20 protein-coding genes are annotated in these 19,753 nt (G+C 72.1%); 10 read left to right on the top strand and 10 right to left on the bottom strand.

The features are described from left to right. The first annotated feature begins 89 nt into the window (after positions 1-89). Positions 90-1,238 (top strand): DUF418 domain-containing protein, encoded by a 1,149-nt coding sequence (locus HD596_RS40495; RefSeq protein WP_185074730.1) that lies wholly within the window; start codon positions 90-92, stop codon positions 1,236-1,238. A gap of 8 nt (positions 1,239-1,246) precedes the next feature. Here HD596_RS40495 and HD596_RS40490 read toward each other — a convergent pair whose 3' ends face one another. Both HD596_RS40490 and HD596_RS40485 read right to left on the bottom strand, forming a co-directional pair. After that, positions 1,247-2,353 (bottom strand): sensor histidine kinase, encoded by a 1,107-nt coding sequence (locus HD596_RS40490; protein ID WP_185074729.1) that lies wholly within the window; start codon positions 2,351-2,353, stop codon positions 1,247-1,249. Then, on the bottom strand, positions 2,350-3,012 hold the full coding sequence (locus tag HD596_RS40485) for a response regulator transcription factor (protein ID WP_185074728.1): 663 nt from the start codon (positions 3,010-3,012) through the stop codon (positions 2,350-2,352). Before HD596_RS40485 ends, HD596_RS40490 begins: the two co-directional genes overlap by 4 nt. Positions 3,013-3,164: 152 nt before the next feature. On the opposite strand from HD596_RS40485, the gene HD596_RS40480 reads away from it, so the two are divergent. Beyond that, positions 3,165-4,691 (top strand): DUF1349 domain-containing protein, encoded by a 1,527-nt coding sequence (locus tag HD596_RS40480; RefSeq protein ID WP_185074727.1) that lies wholly within the window; start codon positions 3,165-3,167, stop codon positions 4,689-4,691. A 12-nt stretch (positions 4,692-4,703) separates the two neighbouring features. Here HD596_RS40480 and HD596_RS40475 read toward each other — a convergent pair whose 3' ends face one another. The 5 genes from HD596_RS40475 to HD596_RS40455 form a co-directional block, all read right to left on the bottom strand. Then, entirely contained in the window at positions 4,704-5,354 is a 651-nt protein-coding gene (locus HD596_RS40475) for a class I SAM-dependent methyltransferase (RefSeq protein ID WP_185074726.1), read from the bottom strand. A 70-nt stretch (positions 5,355-5,424) separates the two neighbouring features. Then, positions 5,425-5,955, bottom strand: a complete 531-nt coding sequence (locus HD596_RS40470) for a GNAT family N-acetyltransferase (RefSeq protein ID WP_185074725.1) — start codon at positions 5,953-5,955, stop codon at positions 5,425-5,427. A gap of 225 nt (positions 5,956-6,180) precedes the next feature. Then, positions 6,181-7,377 (bottom strand): serine hydrolase domain-containing protein, encoded by a 1,197-nt coding sequence (locus HD596_RS40465; RefSeq protein ID WP_185074724.1) that lies wholly within the window; start codon positions 7,375-7,377, stop codon positions 6,181-6,183. A 41-nt stretch (positions 7,378-7,418) separates the two neighbouring features. Beyond that, positions 7,419-7,796 carry a helix-turn-helix domain-containing protein gene (locus HD596_RS40460; RefSeq protein WP_185074723.1) on the bottom strand — a complete coding sequence of 126 codons (378 nt, stop codon included), beginning with the start codon at positions 7,794-7,796 and terminating at the stop codon, positions 7,419-7,421. Between the two features lie 500 nt (positions 7,797-8,296). Continuing rightward, positions 8,297-9,493: an RNA-guided endonuclease InsQ/TnpB family protein gene (locus HD596_RS40455; protein ID WP_185074722.1), complete on the bottom strand. Its 1,197-nt coding sequence runs from the start codon at positions 9,491-9,493 to the stop codon at positions 8,297-8,299. Between the two features lie 183 nt (positions 9,494-9,676). Here HD596_RS40455 and pip point away from each other — a divergent pair, with 183 nt between their 5' ends. After that, positions 9,677-10,627 (top strand): prolyl aminopeptidase, encoded by a 951-nt coding sequence (gene pip, locus HD596_RS40450; protein ID WP_221521047.1) that lies wholly within the window; start codon positions 9,677-9,679, stop codon positions 10,625-10,627. 29 nt (positions 10,628-10,656) lie between these two features. Here pip and HD596_RS40445 read toward each other — a convergent pair whose 3' ends face one another. Beyond that, positions 10,657-11,445, bottom strand: coding sequence for an IclR family transcriptional regulator (locus HD596_RS40445; protein WP_185074720.1), 789 nt, complete (start codon positions 11,443-11,445; stop codon positions 10,657-10,659). A gap of 126 nt (positions 11,446-11,571) precedes the next feature. Here HD596_RS40445 and HD596_RS40440 point away from each other — a divergent pair, with 126 nt between their 5' ends. Genes HD596_RS40440 through HD596_RS40410 form a run of 7 tightly spaced genes read left to right on the top strand, consistent with a single transcriptional unit; the run spans position 11,572 to position 17,936 of the window. After that, positions 11,572-12,546 (top strand): ABC transporter substrate-binding protein, encoded by a 975-nt coding sequence (locus HD596_RS40440; protein ID WP_185074719.1) that lies wholly within the window; start codon positions 11,572-11,574, stop codon positions 12,544-12,546. Further along, positions 12,539-13,528, top strand: coding sequence for an ABC transporter substrate-binding protein (locus HD596_RS40435; RefSeq protein ID WP_185074718.1), 990 nt, complete (start codon positions 12,539-12,541; stop codon positions 13,526-13,528). The genes HD596_RS40440 and HD596_RS40435 overlap by 8 nt, the downstream gene beginning before the upstream one ends. Continuing rightward, entirely contained in the window at positions 13,525-14,346 is an 822-nt protein-coding gene (locus HD596_RS40430; protein ID WP_185074717.1) for an ABC transporter permease, read from the top strand. The genes HD596_RS40435 and HD596_RS40430 overlap by 4 nt, the downstream gene beginning before the upstream one ends. Next, the gene (locus HD596_RS40425; RefSeq protein ID WP_185074716.1) at positions 14,343-15,107 is read left to right on the top strand and encodes an ABC transporter ATP-binding protein; all 765 of its coding nucleotides are present in this window, start codon (positions 14,343-14,345) and stop codon (positions 15,105-15,107) included. The genes HD596_RS40430 and HD596_RS40425 overlap by 4 nt, the downstream gene beginning before the upstream one ends. Positions 15,108-15,164: 57 nt before the next feature. Beyond that, entirely contained in the window at positions 15,165-15,968 is an 804-nt protein-coding gene (locus tag HD596_RS40420; RefSeq protein ID WP_185074715.1) for an LLM class flavin-dependent oxidoreductase, read from the top strand. Then, entirely contained in the window at positions 15,958-17,058 is a 1,101-nt protein-coding gene (locus HD596_RS40415) for an LLM class flavin-dependent oxidoreductase (RefSeq protein ID WP_185074714.1), read from the top strand. The genes HD596_RS40420 and HD596_RS40415 overlap by 11 nt, the downstream gene beginning before the upstream one ends. Then, positions 17,055-17,936, top strand: a complete 882-nt coding sequence (locus HD596_RS40410; RefSeq protein ID WP_185074713.1) for an ABC transporter substrate-binding protein — start codon at positions 17,055-17,057, stop codon at positions 17,934-17,936. The genes HD596_RS40415 and HD596_RS40410 overlap by 4 nt, the downstream gene beginning before the upstream one ends. A gap of 4 nt (positions 17,937-17,940) precedes the next feature. Here HD596_RS40410 and HD596_RS40405 read toward each other — a convergent pair whose 3' ends face one another. Both HD596_RS40405 and HD596_RS40400 read right to left on the bottom strand, forming a co-directional pair. Further along, entirely contained in the window at positions 17,941-19,155 is a 1,215-nt protein-coding gene (locus HD596_RS40405) for an NAD(P)-binding domain-containing protein (protein WP_313047630.1), read from the bottom strand. Positions 19,156-19,190: 35 nt separating this feature from the next. Beyond that, on the bottom strand, positions 19,191-19,739 hold the full coding sequence (locus tag HD596_RS40400; protein WP_185074712.1) for an OsmC family protein: 549 nt from the start codon (positions 19,737-19,739) through the stop codon (positions 19,191-19,193). Positions 19,740-19,753 lie beyond the last annotated feature (14 nt).

The raw sequence follows: 19,753 nt of genomic DNA, 5'->3' as shown, positions 1-19,753 counted from the left end.
TGCGGTAGACATCGCGTGCTGCTTTGGTCGCCGGAAGGCAGACCAAGGTCGGATGCCCCGACGGGCACGCCGTCCGTAACTTCGGGCGCATGACACAAGTGCGCACCCCGCCCGCCAGCCGGATCCACGAGATCGACGTGGTGCGCGGTTTCGCGCTCGCGGGCATCCTGGTGGCCAACATCGGCTTCTTCGCCGACCCCGGCTACGCGCTCAACGGCACCATGCCCATCCCCGACGGGCCCGTGGCCACGGTCATCACCGCCCTCGTGCTGACCAAGTTCTACATCATCTTCTCGTTCCTGTTCGGCTACTCGTTCACGCTGCAGATGCGCTCGGCGGAGCGGGCGGGGGCGAGCGTGCGGGCCAGGACGCTGCGCAGGTGCCTGGGCCTGTTCCTGATCGGCCTGGCACACGGGATCCTGCTGTGGATCGGCGACATCCTCACCCTGTACGCCATGCTCGGCCTGCTCCTGCTCGCCCTGCGCAACATCAGGCCGAAGACCGCCGTCGTGACCGGATCGGTCATCGTCGGCGTGCTGGCCCTGCTGTGGGCCGGGCTGGCGTGGCTGTCCACCCTCGACCCGACGGCCGGCCAGGCTCCGGCGGCCGACACCGCGGCGGCGGCCCACGCGCTGGCCCTGGCCACCGGCAGCCCGCTCGACGTGCTGACCCTGCAACTGGAGCTCTACCCGCCGATCGTCGCGATGGTCTGGATCTTCCAGGGGCCGATGGCGCTGGCCATGTTCCTGTTCGGGCTGGCGGCGGGCAAGTCCAGGCTGCTGGAGGAGACCGGGCGGTGGTGGCATCTCGCGCCGCGCATCCAGTGGGTCGGCTTCGGCCTGGGCCTGCCCGGCGGGATCCTGCTCGCGCTGACGGCCGGCGCGCCGGCCACGTGGGAGCTGGTCGGCACGGCGGTGTCCACGGTGACCTCGATCCCGCTGGCCGCCGCGTACGTGGTGACCCTGCTGCGGGTGACCCGGCGTTTCCCCGCCGCCGGGCGCGCGCTGGCCCCCGCGGGGCGGGTGGCGGCCTCCAACTACGTCGGGCAGTCGGTGCTGTGCTGCCTGGTCTTCACCGGGTACGGCCTGGCGCTGGCGGGCGAGCTGTCACCGCTCGCCGTGATGGGCGTGGCCCTGGCGATCTACACGGTCCTGCTCTGGCTGAGCGCGCGCTGGCTGCGTACGCACCGCTACGGACCGGTCGAGTACGTCCTGCGCCGCGTCACCAACTGGGCCTGACGGGCCGGTCATCGGGCACCCGGCTGCGCGAACCGCACGGTGACGGCCAGGCCGCCTTCGGGGCGCGCGCCGGCGGTGAGGGTGGCGTGGTGAGCCTGGGCGACGGCGTTGACGATGGCGAGGCCGAGCCCGTAGCCGTCGCCCCGGCCGTTTCTCTCGGCCGCCAGTTTCTGGAAGGGCTGGAAGAGGCGCTGGATCTGGTCGCCGGGGATGACCGGCCCGCTGTTGGTGACCGTAAGCGTCACCTGCGTGCCGGAGGTCTCGGTGGTGACCTTCACGTGCCCGTCCGCGTGGTTGTGGCGGATGGCGTTGTCGACGAGGTTGGCCACGAGGCTTTCGATCAGTCTCGGGTCCCCGGCCGTCACTGCGGGCGTGAGATGTTCGGCGAGGTCGATGCCTGTCGCCGTGGCCTGGTCGCGGCGGGAGGCGAGCACTCCTCCGACGACGTGGGCGAGGTCGACAGTGTCCCAGCGGGTGACGCCGCGCTCGCTGGTGGCCAGGGCGAGCAGGGCCTGGACGAGCCGCTCCTGGTGTCCGCCGAGAGCCAGGGCCTCCTGGCAGGCAGAGCGCAGGGTGCCGGCGTCGGCGTCGGGGTCGGCGAGGGCGACTTCGAGGAGGGTACGCAGGCCGGCGAGGGGGGTGCGCAGCTCGTGGGAGGCGTTGGCGACGAAGTGTCGCTGGGCGTCGAAGGAGGCTTGCAGGCGGGCGAACAGGTCGTCGAGGGTGTGGCCGAGCTCGGTCAGCTCGTCCGTGGGCTCGCCGAGGTCGAGGCGCCGGTGGAGGTCTCCGGCGGAGATGACTTTGGCGGTGGTGGTGATGGCGCGCAGCGGGTGCAGGAACCGGCCGGCGACGTACCAGCCGAGAGCCAGGGCGACGGGGATGAGGACGACCAGGGCGACGGCGGATCCCATGAGGAGCTGGGGCAGGCTGATCCCGGACCCGGTCCCGGTGATCGTGCTGGATGAGGGGCCGCCTACGGGTCTGGCCGCGTGGATGCCGGCGAGCGGGACGTCGACGAATATGACCACGAAGACCCCGGCGGCGTAGATGCCCGCCGCGTAGGCGAGCGCGAGCCGCCTCTGCAGGGACCTTCTGGCGAGCTGCCGGGAGGTCATGACGATCCGATGCGGTAGCCGCCTTCGCGGACGGTCTCGATCACGGGCGGGTCGCCGAGCTTGGCCCGCAGCCGGTGCATGGTGTGCTTGACGGCGCTGCTGAAGGGGTCGGCGGCCTCGTCCCAGACGCGTTCGAGCAGTTCCTCGGCGGAGATGACCACGCCGGGTACCGCGAGCAGGCATTCGAGCAGGGCGAACTCCCTGGGGCTCAGCTCAAGGCGGCGACCGGCCCGGAACGCGGTACGGCGGGCCGGATCGAGGCTGATGTCCCCGCAGGCCAGGGTGGGCGGCAGCGGCGGGGTGGCGCGGCGGCCCAGGGCACGGACGCGGGCGACCAGCTCGGCGAACGCGAACGGCTTGGGCAGGTAGTCGTCGGCGCCGAGGCTGAGCCCGTGGACGCGGTCCTCGATCGTGCCGGAGGCGGTGAGCATCAGGACGCGGGTCTCGCACCGGCCGTGGGCGAGTCGCCGGCAGATCTCGTCGCCGTGCACGCCAGGCAGGTCACGGTCGAGGATCACCACGTCGTAACGGGTGGCGGCCAGGCGGTCGAGGGCTGCCGTCCCGTCCAGGACGACGTCGACGGCCATGCCCTCGCGGCGCAGCCCCGTTCCGATGGAGCGGGCGAGGACCTCGAAGTCTTCGACGACGAGGACCCTCACCGCCGCTCACCGCCGGTGCTCGTGCGGGCTGAGCGGCCGGGCCGGCCGCCGGGTCGAGGTGCCATGGGTCAACGATGCCAGATCCCCGGTTCCAGCCAAGTCGCAGCGGGTGCGACCGGGATGGAACCGGGTGCCGCGTACAACCGGTCGGCATGAGTTCATTCACGCCTCACCGATCCAGCCGGCAGGCGGGGCAGGATCGTTTCCCTCAGTTGCTGCGCGCGCAGTGGACCAGGTTCCGGACCGCGCGCGGCTGGGCGCTCGCCATGGCGGCCTCCGTACTGGTCACCGTGTCGCTCGGGCTGCTGGTCGCCGGGGGCGCCCGCACCACCTGCGTGACCGGGAAGGGGGAAGGCGCCTGCCCCGCGCCGCTGGTGGGACCCGATGGCACAGCGGTCAGGGACAAGTACTACTTCGTGCACCAGCCGCTCAAGGGGGACGGCAGCCTCACCGCCCGCATATCCGACATGACCGGGCAGATCCGGCTGCCGGACGCCGTACCCGGGGTGCGCAACCTCAAGGAGGGAGTGGTGCCGTGGGCGAAGGCCGGGCTCCTGGTCAGGCAGAGCCTCAAGCAGGGCACACCGTACGCCGCCGTCATGCTCACCGGGGACCACGGCGTGCGGATGCAGTACAACTACATCCACGACGTGCCCGGCGGTCCTCACAACGGCCCCCAGTGGCTCCGGCTGACCAGGTCGGGCGACACCGTCACCGGCTACGAGTCGGACGACGGCAAGGCGTGGACCGAGGTGAGCGCGGTCAAGCTGACCGGGCTGCCGGAGACGGTCGAGATCGGGCTGTTCGCCACCTCACCGGGCGCCCTGTGGGACATGGCGCAAGCCTTCGCCCAGGCCACCGCCACCTTCGACCAGATCACGCTGCGGGGCGCGAACGGTCCGTGGCGCCGCGACGACGTCGGCGTCTCCATGGAGTCCGACGGCAAGACCCCGCATCACCCGGGCGGGGTCGTCGAGTCCGGTGACAAGCTCATCGTGACCGGGGGCGGTGACATCGGACCCGCCACGGTGGAGGGCGGCCTGCGCGCCGACCTCATGCTGATCGGCGGGGCCCTGGGACTGGTCCCGGTGCTCGTGGCGGCGGTCACCTTCTTCACGGCGGACCACCGGCGCGGGCTGATCGGGACCGGCCCGCCGGTGGCGCGGCTGCTGGCGGCCAAGGCCGCGGTGGCCGGCGCGGTCGCGTTCGTGACGGGGCTGGTGACCGCAGGGGTCGTGATTCCCGTCGGCCTGGCGATGTTGCGCGCCAATCAGAACCCGATTCAGCCGATCACCCTGGAGACCGAGCTCCGGGTGATCACCGGCTACGCGGCCCTGACCGCGGCCGCCGCCGTGCTGGCGCTGGGCCTCGCCGCGCTGGTCAGGCGGGGCATCGTCGCCATCGGACTGGCCGTCGCGCTGGTCGTCGTGCCCTACCTGCTGGCGACCGCGGGCCTGGCGCCATGGCTGCTGACGATCACCCCTGCCGCCGGGTTCGCGATCACGCAGAGCGTCCCCACGTTCGCGCACGTGGACGTGAGCCCGTCGCCGCTCGGGGGCTATTACCCGCTCCCGCCGTGGGCGGGGTTGGCCGTGACCTGCGGCTATGCTGCCATCGCCCTTGGGGCGGCGATTGCCGTACGCCGCAGGGAAGTGCCCTCCCAGGTTCCGCTCACCTGACGGGACAGCGGCCTACGGCATGCCGGCCGGATTGTCGGCCAGCACGCAGGCGACGGGTGGGTCGAGTTCGAGGGTCTCGACCCGGAGGTGGGTGAAGCCGGCCTGGGTGAGCAGGTCCTGGAGCTCTTGGGCGGCCCGGACGGTGGTGTCCCGGGTGGCGCCGGGGCAGCGCGGCTGGCTGACGAGCGCGATGCGTCCCGCCGGGCGGAGCAGGCGGCGCAGCTCGCGCAGCCGCCCCACCGGGTCGGGCCAGAACCCCGCGGAATTCACGGCGAGGATGGCGTCGAGCGGATCGCCGAAGCTCGGCAGCTGCTCCACGGAGGCCTGCGCGAGGTGCACGCGGCGGGCGCGGACGGCCGCGGCGTTGCGACGGGCGGCCTGCCGGACCATGGCCTGCGAGTGGTCGACGCCGAAGACGTGACCTCGGGTGGCGCGGCGGGCGAGCTCGGCGATGGCGATGCCGGGGCCGAAGCCGATCTCGAGCACCCGGTCGGTGGGTCGCACGTCCAGCAACGACACCGCCCAGAGGTTGCGCTGCCGGTTGGAGGGGCGATGGGCGAACATCTGGCCGATCGCCCATCCGACGACGCCTCGGGGGTGATGGGCCTGGCGCACCAGTTTCCGGAGGACGCGCTGCTTGAGAGATGTACCTGCTGTCTGCATGATCGCCAGTCAACGACTTCAAGTGTGCTTGAAGTCAAATGAGCGAGCAGCTGGCGATCCGAGGTCGGAGTCAGCCCTTCCATTCCTGCACGAGGAGCCCGAGCAGCACCTCGTCCAGGAACTCGCCCATCACCCAGGACGAGGAGCGCAGCACGCCCTCACGGACGAAACCGTTGCGCTCGGCGGCGCGCAGCATCGCGGCGTTGTCCGACAGCGTCTCGATCTGCAGTCGCTGCAGGCCGCGCACGACGAACCCGTAGTGGCACAGCACGGCGACCACGTCGGTGCCGTAGCCGTGGCCGCGGGCCGACGGCAGCAGCCCCAGCCCGATGTGCGCGGACCGGTTGTGGGTGTCGATGCCCCACAGGTTGGCGGTGCCGACCAGCGTGCCGCCGTCCAGCTCCACGACCGAGAACGGGACGTGGCCCTGCTCCTGGTCGTCCACCACGAGCCGCGGATCCTTCGAGCCGGGTGTGATCGGCCGCCACGGCCGGCCTTCGGCTCGCGAGGCGTTGACCACGTCGTCGTAGAGCTCGGCCCGAAGGATCGGAATGTCGTCCTCGTACCGGGCCCTGAGCCCGACCTTTTTCCCTTTCAGCACGCAAGCTTTCTATCTGACCGGGCTGTCAGGCGGCAAACCGAGCCCGCCCCGACGCGGGCTCGCTGCCGGGCTGTCACCTGCTGTGGCGGATCGCCGCCCGTACGGCGGTGTAGATGACGACCCAGAGAGCCGCCAGCGGGATGAGGAACGCGAAGATGATTTCCACGAAACCGACGTTAGGCATGCCCCTAACGTAAGGGGCCGCAGTTGGAAAACGCTTGACGATCACTTGCCGGCGGGCGACACCGCTGCGCCCATCGCCTTCTGGACCGCGGCGAGCAGGTTCGCGGCCCTCAGGTCCGGCACGCCTTCCAGGACGTGGTTCATGACGTAACCGAACGCGAGGCCGGTCGCCGGGTCGGCGAAACCGAGCGAGCCGCCGCGGCCGGGAAATCCGAAGGCGGTCGGGGAGTACCAGAACGCGTCCGGAGTCGGGAGGCCGAACCCGGTGCCTATCCGGACGGGCACGCGCAGGATGCGGTCGATGCCGCTGACCTGTTCCGCGGTCGCGGCGGTCAAGGTGGCGGGGGTGAGAATGCGGTGCCCGTCCACCTCGCCGATGAGCGCGGCGTAGAAGCGGGCCAGCGCGCGGGCCGTGCAGATGCCGTTGGTGGCGGGCATCTCGGCGGCCTGCTCCTCCGGCCTGTTGTGGTCCAGCGGCGGCGTGACGACCGCGAGCGAGCGCCTGGTCAACGACGTGGGATCGGCGAAGGCGGCCATGACCTCGCGCAGGGGTTCGGGAAGGGTGGCCAGGTCGAGCCGGGCCATGGCCTGGAAGTCGGGCGGGGTCTCGATGATCCGGCTGACCCGGTGCCGCTCGGTTTCCGGCAGCCCGATCCACAGGTCCAGCCCGAGCGGGGCGGCGATCTCTTCGGCGAGGAACGTGCCCAGGCTGCGGCCGGACACCCGGCGGACGACCTCTCCGACGAGCCAGCCGTAGGTGAGCCCGTGGTAGCCGTGGTCCGTGCCCGGCTCCCAGTACGGCCGCTGGGCCGCCAGCGCGGCCACCATGGGCTCCCAGGCGATCGCCTCCTCCGGGGTGATCGGGTGGTCGATCGCGGGTAGCCCCGCCTGGTGGGTGAGCAGCCAGCGGACCGGGATGCGGTCCTTGCCGTTGGCCGCGAACTCCGGCCAGCATTCCGCCACGGGCGCGTCGAGGTCCAGCTCGCCCCGCTGGGACAGCAGCAGGGCGCAGGTGGCCGTGACGGCCTTGGTGGTGGAGTAGACGAGCTGCAGGGTGTCGCGCTCCCAGGGGCGGCCGGTGCCGGGGTCGGCGATGCCGCCCCACAGGTCGACGACCTTCCGGCCGTGCAGGTAGACGCTCACGGCGGCGCCCGTTCCCTGCTGGGCGGCCAGGTCGGCCGCGAACGCCTCGCGTACTGCTTCGAATCCCGGTGCGGTGTCTCCGCCGATTTCGGGCATGCGTCATCGCCTTCCGTGCTGATGGGGTTGGGGGGAAGGGTCTAGCCGCGCCATTTCCCGACGAGCCAGGCGCAAATCTCCGGCTCGGTCATCTCGGGAAACTCCTCGCCGAACGTGGCGAGCGCGCGTATGGCCTCGTCCCGGGTCAGGCCGCGCGACTCTGCTTCCTTGAGGTACTCCTGACGTGCGAGGGAAGGGCGGCCCCCGCCCGCGCCGCGGCCGGGCAGCCCCTCGCGCCACCGCACGATCTCCGCCAGCCGCTCGGACCGCCAGCCGGGAGCGCCGTCGACTTCGACGTCGGGCAGGGGGAACGGGTGATCGGAGCCGTCCGAATAGCGGCTGCGCCACTTGTGCACCGCATGACGGCTCACGCCCAGGGCCTCGGCGATGCCGAGAACACCGAGGTAGCGCTCGACCATGGGTGCACCTGCTTGTCTGTGCGGCCTCCTTCGCGGATTTCCAGTACTACCACGATCTAACGTCGTCTCTAGCAAAGACAACGTTAGCGCGCCGAGGGAAACCTCGTCTACAAAAGAGACAAGCTTTTCGCGGCCGGGCTGCGACCGCTCGCCACCTCGCACCACCCCTGGTGTTCCCGCAGGTCATCTCGTCGATCCTGACGATCTTCCCGCCCGCCGCCGTGCCGGCGCTGACCGTCGCGCCGCCCATGCGCCCGTACCGGCGACACCGGCTCGACCTGGCCCGGTGTCGCGCTGGCCACCACCGGGCTGAGCGGCATCATGTTCGGCCCGATCGAGGTGTCGGCGACCGAGCCCGCTCAGCACCGGCAGGCCGAGCCCGCACCGCGGGACTGACCCCGCGATGACGATGGTCGCGGTCTGACAGTGCGCGATCGCCTGGTCCGGGTGGTCTACTTGATCACGTGACTCCTCCGCTCCTTGAAGGGAGCGGCTTCTCGCTAAGCCGCTTGCGCAGCCTCACGAAGGGCAAGCCCTGCCCTCAAGATGTTGATCGCCGCGTTCACGTCGGCGTGCCCGCAAAACCCGTACCCCGTACACCGGAAGACGGCCTGGGTGACACGGTTGTCCTTCGCGCAGTGCCCGCAACGCGAGCACGTACGAGAGGTGTTGGCCGGGTTCACCGCGATCAGCTGTCGACCGGCGCTTTCAGCCTTGTGCGACAGGATCGTCAAGAACGCCGACCAACCCGCGTCGAGAATGCTCTTGTTCAGCCCGGATTTAGCCGCTTGCCCGTTGGGCAGGTAGCCGCCTTCGCCGTCCGGTTTCGGCGCGGCACGCCGGGTCATGCCCGCCACATTCAGCGCTTCATGCACGATCACGTCATAGCCGCGAACCAGCGCAAGCGCGGCCTTGTGCGCCGCATCAAGGCGTTGCCGCCGCACCTTGGCATGCAGCGCCGCCACCCGCGCAACGGCCTTACCGCGCCGCTGGGATCCTCGTCTCTTACCGGCCAGCTTCCGCTGGGCCGCTGCCAGCCGGCTCGCGCAGGCGGCGAGGTGGCGCTGGTTGTCGAGGTGGTCGCCGTCGCTGGTCGTGGCCAGCCAGGCGACACCCACGTCAACACCCGCGACCGCACCCGTGGCGGGAAGGGGGCGTGCGGGCACCTCATCGCACGACAGCACGACGAACCAGCGGGCGCCTTCCCGCTTGACGCTGATCGTCTTGACGATGCCCAGCACCCGGCGGTGCTGGTGGACCCGCACCTGACCGACGCCCTGCAACCGCACGTAGGTCGCGGCCGGGTGGTGTGGCTGGGAGTCCCACCGGCAGCCGTCACCGTCCTTGGGCCACTCAACCGTGTCGAACCAGCCCCGCCCCTTGAAACGCGGCAACCCTGGCGTGCGGCCTGCTTTGACGCGGTCGAAGAAGGCCCGGTACGCCTTGTCCAGCCTGCGCAGCGTGGCCTGCTGAGAGGAGAACGACCACCGGCCCTGACCGCTCGGGTCGTCGGCGCGGATGTGCTTCAGCTCCGCCGACTGCTCGCCGTAGCGCACCGTCACCCCGGCTTTGCGGTAGGCCGTACGGCGGTGCTCAAGAGCCGCGTTGTACAGCGTGCGGTGGTCCTCCAGGCAGGCGGCCAGTGCGGCGCCCTGCTTTACGGTGAGACGCAGCAGGAACTTGAACGACCTGCGCACACCCCACCCCCCACGCTCGGTAACGAGACCACCACGATATCGGCCGGCACCGACAAAACCCGGAAGGAAACCTGTGACCCGCGCACCTGACAGGCCAAGGCACGCTCGGGCCCTGGCGGCCCTCCCGCTCCCCACTCCCCCGTCGCCTGAAGACGACGGTTCCCTCGGGAGACTCTGATGGCGCTGAAGGAGTTCTATCCGCCGATCGAACCGTACGACTCCGGTCTGCTCGACGTCGGAGACGGCAACGAGATCTACTGGGAGGTCTGCGGAAACCCGGCCGGCAAGCCCGCGGTCTTCCTGCACGGCGGGCCCGGCGGCGGCATCCTGCCCGCCTTCCGCCGGTTCTTCGACCCGGACGCGTACCGGATCGTGCTGTTCGACCAGCGCAACTGCGGCGCCAGCCGGCCGAGCGCCGCGGGCCCGGGGGTGTCGCTGGAGCACAACACCACCGCGCACCTGGTCGCCGACATGGAGCGGCTCCGCGAGCACCTGTCCGTCGACCGCTGGCTGGTCTTCGGCGGAAGCTGGGGCAGCACCCTCGCCCTCTCGTACGCCCAGGCCCACCCCGACCGTGTCACCGAACTCGTGCTCCGCGGCGTCTACCTCGTCCGGCCCTCCGACGAGGACTGGACGTTCACCTCCACCGGCGCGGCCCGGCTCTTCCCCGCCGAGTGGGCCGCGTTCCGCGACGCGATCCCCGCCGACGAGCGACACGACCTGGTCGCCGCGTACGGCCGCCGCATCGGCGACCCCGACCCCGCCGTCCATCTCCCGGCCGCCCGCGCCTGGATGGGCTGGGAGTTCTCGGCCAACACCCTGCTGCCGGTCGACCCGCCGGAGCTCGACGACGGCGCCGTCCTCCTTTTCGCCCGCATCACCCACCACTACATCAGCAACGGCGGTTTCCTCCCCAAGGAGGGCCTGTTGGCGGGCGTCGACCGCATCCGGCACATCCCCGCCGTCATCGTCAACGGCCGCTACGACATGAAGACGCCGCCCGACCAGGCCTGGGATCTGCACCAGGCCTGGCCCGAGGCCGAGTTCCACCTCGTCGAGGACGCGGGCCACGGCGGTTCCGAGCCCGGCACCCGGCACCGCCTGATCGACGCCACCGACCGCTTCCGTCTTTGACGCGCGCGCCGCACAGTGCGGCCGCGTCATCACGCTGGGGCCCACCCGTCGGAGGTGCGCAGGCGGCGCTCGGCGGGCGGGATCAGCAGCACTTCCAGCGCCCGCGCGCAGGCCCGCGCGTGCGTGACGAACCAGTCGATCCGCGCGTCGCTCATGACCAGCGGCGTGGAGCGCACGGCCAGCGCGTAACGAGCGTGGCCCTGCCGGTCGAGCACCGGCACCGCGACCGTGCGGATGCCGTCGCCCGACTCCCCGTCGTTGAGCGCGTACCCGGCCTCGCGTACGCGGTCCAGCTCGGCGCGCAGCTCGCCGTGGTCCACGATCGTGCGGCCGGTCAGCGCCCGCAGGGGCCCGAGCGCTTCCAGGTCCGCCCTGCCCTCCGGGTCCCAGGCCAGCAGAACCTTGCCCAGCGCCGTGGAGTGCAACGGGCGGCGCAGGCCGATGCCGCTGTCGGGGTTGAGCGAGCCGCCGCTCAGGATGACCGCGTGCCGGTCGTTGCGGACGGCCAGGTCCACGGTGGCGGAGGTGATCCGGGCCAGCTCGGCCAGCTCGGGCGGGATGCGGTGCAGGCCGCGCCGGTGGAAGGAGAGCTGGCCCAGCTCGGTGATCGACGGGCCGAGCCGGTAGCGGCCCGTGCGCGCCTCCTGTTCCAGGAAGCCGGCGCCGGTCAGCGTCCTGGCCAGGCGGTGCGTGGTCGAGGTGGACAGCCCCATCCGGCGCGAGAGGTCGGACAGGCTGAGCGAGGCGTCCCCACCGCCGAAGCAGTCGAGCACGCCGATCGCCCTGCGCACGGACTGGACGCCGCCTTCTGCTGCCATGCGGGAAACTCCGTCTTCCGAGTAGGGAGAGCCGTGACCAGGTGAGAGCCGGTCCGGCCGGGAACGCTTCCCGCATCGCGGGATATTCTTTGCATTCCCTACCAATTTACTAGCAAACTCTCTCCCATGACCACAGCCGCACTCGACACCATCTGGTTCACCCGCTGTCCCGTGCCCACCGCGACGGGCATCGCGGCGGACCAGGGCTGGCTGGCCGGGGAGTTCGCCGCCGACGGGATCGAGGTCCGGTCCCTGCAGGACGACTCGCCTGGCGTCCCCCGCGAGACGCACTACACCCACGCCCTGACCGGCCTGTTCCGCGAGGGCGGCAACGTGCCCGCGCTCTGGGCGCGCTCCCGCGGCGAGGCCACCCGGCTCATCGGGCTCACCTGGATCGAGGAGCACCAGGCCGTCCTGGTCCGCGCCGGCACCGCTCTGGAGCGCCCCGAGCAGCTCAAGGGCCTGCGCCTGGCCGTTCCCCGGCACCGCATCGCGATCGACTTCTGGCGGGCCATGGCCCTGCGCGGCTTCCACGGAGCGCTGTCGCTGGCCGGGCTCGGCCTCGGCGACGCCGAGCTGGTGGACGTCCCGGCCGAGCCGGGCGGCGGCCAGTGGGAGGCCGAGCTGGCCGCGCTGGCCGCCGGCGAGGTGGACGCGGTCTACGTCAAGGGCGCGCTCGCCGTCGAGGCCGCCCTGCGCCATGGCGCGGAGGTCGGCATCGACCTCGACGCCGTGCCGGACCGGCGGGCGCGGGTGAACAACGGCACCCCGCGGCCGATCACCGTGCACCAGCGCCTGCTCGACGAGCACCCCGACGTGGTCACCCGCTTCCTCGGCGTCCTGCTGCGGGCGGCCGACTGGGCCGCCGATCATCCGGCGGAGGTCGCCAGGATCCTCGGCGCCGAGACCGGCGCGGGCGCGACCGGCGTGGCCGCCGCCTACGTCCCCGGCGCCTCGCTCCACCTGGACCTGTCGCCCGAACGCCTCGACCTGCTGGCCCGGCAGGAGCACTTCCTGCGCGGCCACCGCTTCCTCCAGTCGCCCGTGGACGTCGCGGCCTGGGCCGACCACACCCCGCTCCAAGGAGTCCCCCATGCGTAAGCTGCTGCTCGCCGCCCCTCTCGTCCTCCTGGCCGCGGCCTGTGGCGGCGGCACCGGCGCCACCGCCGCCCAGGAGCAGGTGGTCGTGCGGATCGCGGACCCGGGCAACAGCGGCTTCCTGGCCGTCGCGAAGAAGGACGGCAGCCTGGACGCCGCCCTGGCCAAGGTCAACGCCAAGGTGAAGTGGGCCGGTGACTTCTCCGTCTTCGCCCCCGCCGCCCAGGCCATCAACGCCGGCTCGCTCGACGTCGCGACCGGCTCGATCACCGCCGGCGTCACCGCGCTGGCCGTCAAACCCAGCTTCAAGATCTTCGCCACGGTGCCGCCCGACCTCGCCGGCGAGGGGATCGTGGTCAAGAACGGCTCGCCGATCAAGTCGGTCGCGGACCTGGCCGGGCGCAGCGTGGCCGTCGGCCACGGCGGCACCAGCGAGTACCTGCTGCTCAAGGCGCTGCAGACGTTCAACGTGCCGGTGGACAAGGTCAAGCGCGTCTACCTGCAGCCGCCGCAGACCGCACCGGTCTTCGGCTCGGGCAAGGTGGACGCCTGGTCGACGTTCTCCACCTTCCTCATCCCCGCCGTCACCGACCTGGACGCGCGGATCCTGGCCGACGGCGAGGCCATCAAGTCGGACAACTACGTGATCTACGTGGCCGCCAACAAGCTGCTCGACGAGCATCCCGAGGTGGTCAAGGCGCTGTTCGAGTTCCTCAAGGAGGGCAGCGCGAAGGAGATCGCCGACCCGGCGGCGTACCTGAACGTCTTCACCCAGGCGGGCCCGCAGGCCGTGCAGGGCAAGCAGAAGGACCTGGTGGTCGACATCCAGAAGAAGGGCAAGCCCGCCCAGGCGGTCACCGCGTCTGAGATCGCGAAATATCAGGAGGTCGCGAAGTTCTTCCTCGACCAGAAGGTGCTCACCGCGCCGCTGGACGTCTCCCAGCACGTCGTGGACGTGACGACGCTGGGGAACGCGAAGCAATGAGCGCCGCAGTGCAGGGGCTCGTCGCCCCGAACCCGCCCCGCGCCGCCGGACGCGCGCCAGCGCTGACGTTCGTGCTGCGGGCCATCGGCCCGGTCCTGCTGCTGGCGGCCTGGTACGCGGCCACCGCCTCCGGCGCCCTCACCAAGGACGTGCTCGCCGGCCCCCAGGACGTCGTCAGGACCTTCGGCGAGTTGTGGGCCGACGGCCAGCTCCCGGAGGCGCTGCGCGTGTCCATCACCCGGGCCGGCCTCGGCCTGGTGCTGGGCGCCTCCACCGGACTGCTGCTGGGCGTCGTCTCCGGCTTCACCCGGCTCGGCGAGGAGCTGGTGGACTCCTCGATGCAGGCGCTGCGCGCCATCCCCTTCCTGGCGCTGACCTCGCTGTTCGTCGTCTGGTTCGGGATCGAGGAGGCCTCCAAGATCCTGCTGATCGGCGTGGCCTGCACCTTCCCCATGTACGTCAACGTCTCCAGCGGCGTGCGCAACGTGGACCGCAAGGTCGTGGAGGCGGCCCGCTCGTTCGGCCTCGGCCGGCTCGCGATCGCCCGCGAGGTCGTGCTGCCGGGCGCGCTGCCGTCGGTCTTCGCCGGGCTGCGCCTGGCCACCACGCTCAGCGTGATCGCGCTCATCGCCGCCGAGGAGATCAACGTGACGGCCGGGCTCGGCTACCTCATGGCCCGGGCCACCGACTACCTGCGTACCGACATCCTGGCGCTGTGCGTGCTGCTCTACGCCGTGATCGGGCTGCTGGCCGACCTGGCGCTGCGGCTGGTCGAACGGGGAACGATGCCGTGGCGCAGGGCGGTGAGCATCCGATGACGCCAAAGCTGAGCCCGGAGCCGGCGGGGCTCGCCGTACGGACGAGAGGGCTGCGCAAGGTCTTCGGCGAGCGCGCCGTGCTCGACGGCGTGGACCTGGACGTGCGCCGGGGCGAGTTCCTCGCGCTGCTCGGCGCGAGCGGCACGGGCAAGACCACGCTGCTGCGCATCCTCGCCGGCCTGGACGCCGCCACCGGCGGAACCGTGCTGGTACCCCCGGTGCGCACGGTCGTCTTCCAGGAGCCGCGGCTCATCCCCTCCAAGCGCGCGCTCGCGAACGTGATCATCGGGCAGGGCCGCTCCGCCCGCGCCAAGGGGCTCGAGGCACTGGCGGAGGTGGGCCTGAGCCGGCACGCCGACGCCTGGCCCGCGACGCTGTCCGGTGGCGAGGCCCAGCGGGTGGCGCTGGCCAGGGCCCTGGTACGCGAGCCGGAGCTGCTCCTGCTGGACGAGCCGTTCGCCGCGCTCGACGCGCTCACCCGGCTGCACATGCAGGACCTGATCGCCGAGTTGTGCGCCCGGCACCGCCCGGCCGTGGTGCTGGTCACGCACGACGTCGAGGAGGCGATCCTGCTCGCCGACCGGATCGCGGTGCTGCGCGAGGGCCGGTTCGTCACGGACCTGCGGGTCGGCCTCGACCGTCCGCGCGACCGGACGGACCCGGTCTTCGTGGAGCTGCGCCGCCGCCTGCTCGCCGACCTCGGCGTCGACACCCACGCGGGCACGCCGCCCGTTTCCACCGAACTCCTGGGAAAGAGCTGACATGGCCGTCCTGCTGATCTCCGGCAGCCCCTGCACCGGCGCCCTGGCGGCGGTGGCATGATGACCCGCCCCGCGACGACCCGCTTCCACGTCGTCCTGCCCACCAGGAGCGCCGCCGCGCCGGAGCTGCCCGCGTTCGTCACCGACGTGCGGCCCGCCCTGACCGATCCGGCCGGCCGGGCCGCCGTGGCCGCTGACCTGGCGGGGCTGGCGGGGGCGCTGGTGCCGTTCGACCCCGGCGGGCAGGAGTCTCTGACCGTCGCCGCGAACGCGCTGCGCCGTACCCGGCACCTGCGCGTGGTCGCCGGGTTCCACGCCGCGGCCGCCACCCCCGTCTACGCCGCCAAGCTCTCGGCCTCGCTGCAGCGTTTCGCCGCCGGCCGGCTGGGCTGGCGGCTCGCGGTGGACCTGGACCCGGCCGTGGCCAGGGCGCAGGGCGACTTCCTGACCGGCCCCGACCGTTATGCCCGCGCCGGCGAGTTCCTGGCCGTGGCCAAGGGCGTCTGGCACGGCGGGCCGTTCGACTTCCGGGGCGACTTCTACGAGGTCGCCGCGGGCGGGTTCGGCCCGCCGCTGTCGGCGTCGCCCTTCCCCGAGGTGCAGCTCTCCGGCACCTGTCCCGAGGCCCTCGCCCTGTCGCGGCGGCACGCGGACGTGCACGTCTTCGCCGAGGGCGACGACCTGGAGGCCCTCGTCCCCGAGCTGCCCGGCCTGCGCTACGGCGTCCACCTGGCCTCGCTCGACCGCGTGGAGGAGCGCGTGGAGGAGTACGCCCGCCGCGGCGTGAGCGAGTTCTTCGTCCGTACCGAGGACGGCTACCACCTCGGTGAGCACCTCAAGGAGCAGGCTCTTGCCGGTTGACATCTACTGGCGCATCCACATGGAGGGCGACCAGCCGTCGCTGCGCCGCAGGGTCCGCAGCCGCGGCGGTTTCGCCCCGGGCGGCACCGCCCCCGGCACGCGGGACGGCCGCGACGACGGCTACACCCACGCCGACTACATGGGCGAGGTCGCGCGGGCGGCCGAGGAGTCCGGCTTCGTCGGGGGGCTGCTGCCGAACTTCCCGCACACCGACGACCCGTGGGCCGCCGCCGCGACGCTGGCCCGCGAGACCACCTCCTACCGCTTCATGGTGGCCTTCCAGCCAGGGTTCCTGCATCCGGTGCAGGCGGCCCGGATGACGGCCACGCTGCAACGGGCGACCGGCGGCCGGATCGTCTACAACGTCATCTCCGGCGGCGGCGGTCCCGCGCAGCTCTGGTGGGGCGACAAGGTGGACCACGACGACCGCTACGCGCGGACGTCGGAGTTCCTGGACGTGCTCAAGGGCGTCTGGCAGGGCGGGCACACCCATCATGGCCGCTTCTACCAGGTGGAGGACGCGGGCCTGCCGGAGGAGCTGGCCGGGCAGCCGTTCCCGGAGATCTTCTTCTCCGGCTCCTCCCCCGCCGCCATCGACGCCGCCGGCCGGCACGCCGACTACTACCTGTCGTGGCTGGAGCCGTTCGACGCGCTGGCGGAGAAGTTCGACGCCGTGCGCGCGCACAGCGCCACGCCGCCCCGGTTCGCCGTGCGCGTGGACGTGCTGGCCCGCGAGAGCGAGGAGGAGGCGTGGGAGGAGATCCGGCAGGGCTGGGCGGCCAGGCCGCGCGGCGGCGACTCCGGCGGGGGTGACTCCGTCGGCGTGCGGCGCAGCCGCTCCTTCCTGGCCGGGGCCGGGGACGACCCCCGCGCCCTGGAGGTCGCCCCCAACGTGTGGGGCGGGTTCAGCCAGCTGCGCGACGGCCCCGCCTTCGGCCTGGTCGGCGACTACCACCAGGTCGCCGAACGCCTCGACCAGCTCCTGGACCTCGGCGTGGACGCCTTCATCCTGGCCGGGGTCCCCCATCTCGAAGAGGCCCGCCGCGTGGGCCGCCACGTCTTGCCGCTACTGAAAGGACGCACCTCATGACCACCCGAGTCGGCTTCTTCCCGCAGAACAACACCCTGTGGGTGGCCCGCCACCGCGACCTGCTGCCCGGCGTGGAGTGGGTGGACCTGAACGCCCTCGGCCGGGGCGAGCGCGTCGATCCCACCCGGGACCTGCCGTCCGCGCACGGCGACCATCTGTTCGACGGCGGGTACGACTTCATCGGCACCGGCTCCACTCCCCCGGTCACCGCCCAGGCCAAGGGGCACGACATCGTGTACGTGGCGATCTCGGAGCCGCGGGTCGAGAACGGCCGCCTGGTGGTGCGGGACGACTCGCCGATCGGCTCCGTGGCGGAGCTGAAGGGCAGGCGGGTGGCGCTCGGGCACGGCTCGTGGCAGACCACGCTGCTGCTGCTGGCCCTGGAGCGCGCCGGGCTCGGCTGGGGCGACATCGTCCCCGTGGACGCCTACGGCAACGCCGCCGAACTCCTGGTGAACGGCGACGTGGACGCCTGGGTGGGCTCCTACCCGTACCTGACGCCGGTCGAGTCGCGCACCAGGACGCTCGTGGAGACCGACGGCCTGTTCAGCCACCGCTCGCTCTGGTTCACCCGCCGCGACTTCGCGCGGGAGCGGCCCGACGAGCTGGCCAGGATCGTCACCGCGCTCCAGGAGGCCGACCGCTGGACCGCCGGGCACCCGCGTGAGGCGGCCGCCCTGTTCGACGGCGACCTCGACGCCTGGGAGCACGCGCTGCGCACCCGCCCGTGGGGGCTGCACCCAATCAGCGAGGAGTTCGTCGCCGAACAGCAGCACGCCGCCGACCTCTTCCACGCCAACGGGCTCATCCGGGAGAAGGTCTCGGTCGCCGAGGCCGTGCTTCCCGAGATCGGCGAGCTGGTGCTGCGGACCCGCTGAGCCGTCACCGGCGCCCGGCCAGGTACCGCGCGAGGTGGTCGATCACCTCGCGCGCGTCGGCCTCGATGCCGTGGATGAACGTGGACCTGCGCCGCCGCAGCACGGGCAGCCCCAGCGCGTACAGTCCCGGGCTGTCGGCGACACCGCCGTCATGGCGCAGCCGGCCCTTCTCGTCGACCACGGGCACGTCGAGCCAGCTGTAGTCGGGCCGGAACCCCGTCGCCCACACGATCGTGCGGATCTCGCCGCTGCGCAGGTCGAGCCGCAGGCGCGCCGACTCGGGCACCCGGGTCGGCGCGAAGCGCTCGGGCGGGCCGACCTCGCCGTCGCGGCCGTGCGTACGCGCCCACTCGTCGAACGTGCCCAGCAGGCGCTCCATCTTGAGGTCCGCGAGCGAGAACACGTTGCGCAGCCCGCCGGAGAACAGCGCGACGCCGTCGCGCACGGCCGCCCAGCGGCCGACCAGCTCGACACCCATCGAGGTGAGCGCGTTGAGGTCGAGCGTCGCGCGTCCGGGAGTGCCGGCGAGCTGGGGCGAGGGCAGCCGCCGGGCCCGCGCCAGATCGTCGACCTCGTCGTACCGCTGGTCCCACACGCCCGAGACGTCCATCCACCACAGCACGTCGCGCCCGCGGTAGGTGCGGGGCAGCCGCACGTGCTCCCCCACCGAGAGGGTCACCGGCCGGCCGGACCCGCGCAGCTCGGCGGCCAGTTGCACGCCGGTCGCCGACGCTCCCACCACGAGCACGCCGCCGTCGGGGAGCCGATCGGGGGCACGGTAGCCGAACGGCGTCAGCTGCTCGACGGACGGCGGCACCGCGTCGCCGAACTGCGGCACCGCCGGCCGGTTGCAGGCTCCGCTGGCGATGACGACCGTCCGGCAGCGCAGCTCGCCGCGGCTCGTCGTCACCCGGTATCCGTCGCCGCTGCGCCGGACGGAGGTGACGTTCGTGCCGGTACGGACGGGAGCCCGGGAGAACGCGGCGAAGCGCTCGATGAACTGCGTCACCTCCTTCGTGGTCATGTAGCCGTCGGGGTCCGGGCCCTCGTAGCGAAGGCCCGGCAGGCGGCTCTGCCAGTTGGGGGTGAGCAGGCGGAAGGAGTCCCAGCGCTCGTGCCGCCATGAGTTGGCCACCTCGCCGCGCTCGATCACCAGGTGATCGATCGACCGTTCGCCGAGGAAGTGGCTCGCGGCGAGACCGGCGTGGCCCGCGCCGATGACGACCGTGGTGACGTGCTCGATGGCTCGGCCCTTCAGGCGACTTCGACGGTGACGTTCGTCGGGTTGGTGAGGGCGTCGAACACGGCCGACCGCTTCTGGGACTGGGCCACCAGCGCCTCGATGTCCTGCTTGGAGGCGTCCGCGTCGATGGTGAACGTCACCTTGATGTCGTTGAAGCCGTTGCGGACGTCGGCGTCGACGCCGAGGATGCCGCGGATGTCGTGCTCGCCCTCGAGCGTCGCCTCGACCGAGCGCAGCTGGATGCCGCGGTTCTGCGCGACGGACGCCACGCCGGCCGTCAGGCAGCTCGCCAGGCCGACGAGGAGGTACTCGATCGGCGTGATGCCGTTGTCCTCGGCCGCGAAGACCGCGGGGTGGTCGGCGTCGAAGACCGCTTCGGTCCGGTGGCTCTGCTCCTGCCCGAGACCGAAGAACTCCTTGACCGTGGTGGTGCTGTGGACGCCGTTCTGCCACCTGGAGGAGGCCCGCCAGACGAACTGCGCGGCCTCGGGCGCGCCCTTCAGCACCTCGCGCGCGTCCAGCAGCGCCTGCACGTTCACGCCATTGGCGACCGTCGTCATGTCCCGCCCCTTCC

The organism is Nonomuraea jabiensis, assembly GCF_014204795.1.
Classification (GTDB): Bacteria; Actinomycetota; Actinomycetes; order Streptosporangiales; family Streptosporangiaceae; genus Nonomuraea; species Nonomuraea jabiensis.
The sequence above is the reverse complement of the archived record's forward strand: the minus strand, read 5'-3'. Positions and strand labels throughout refer to the sequence as shown.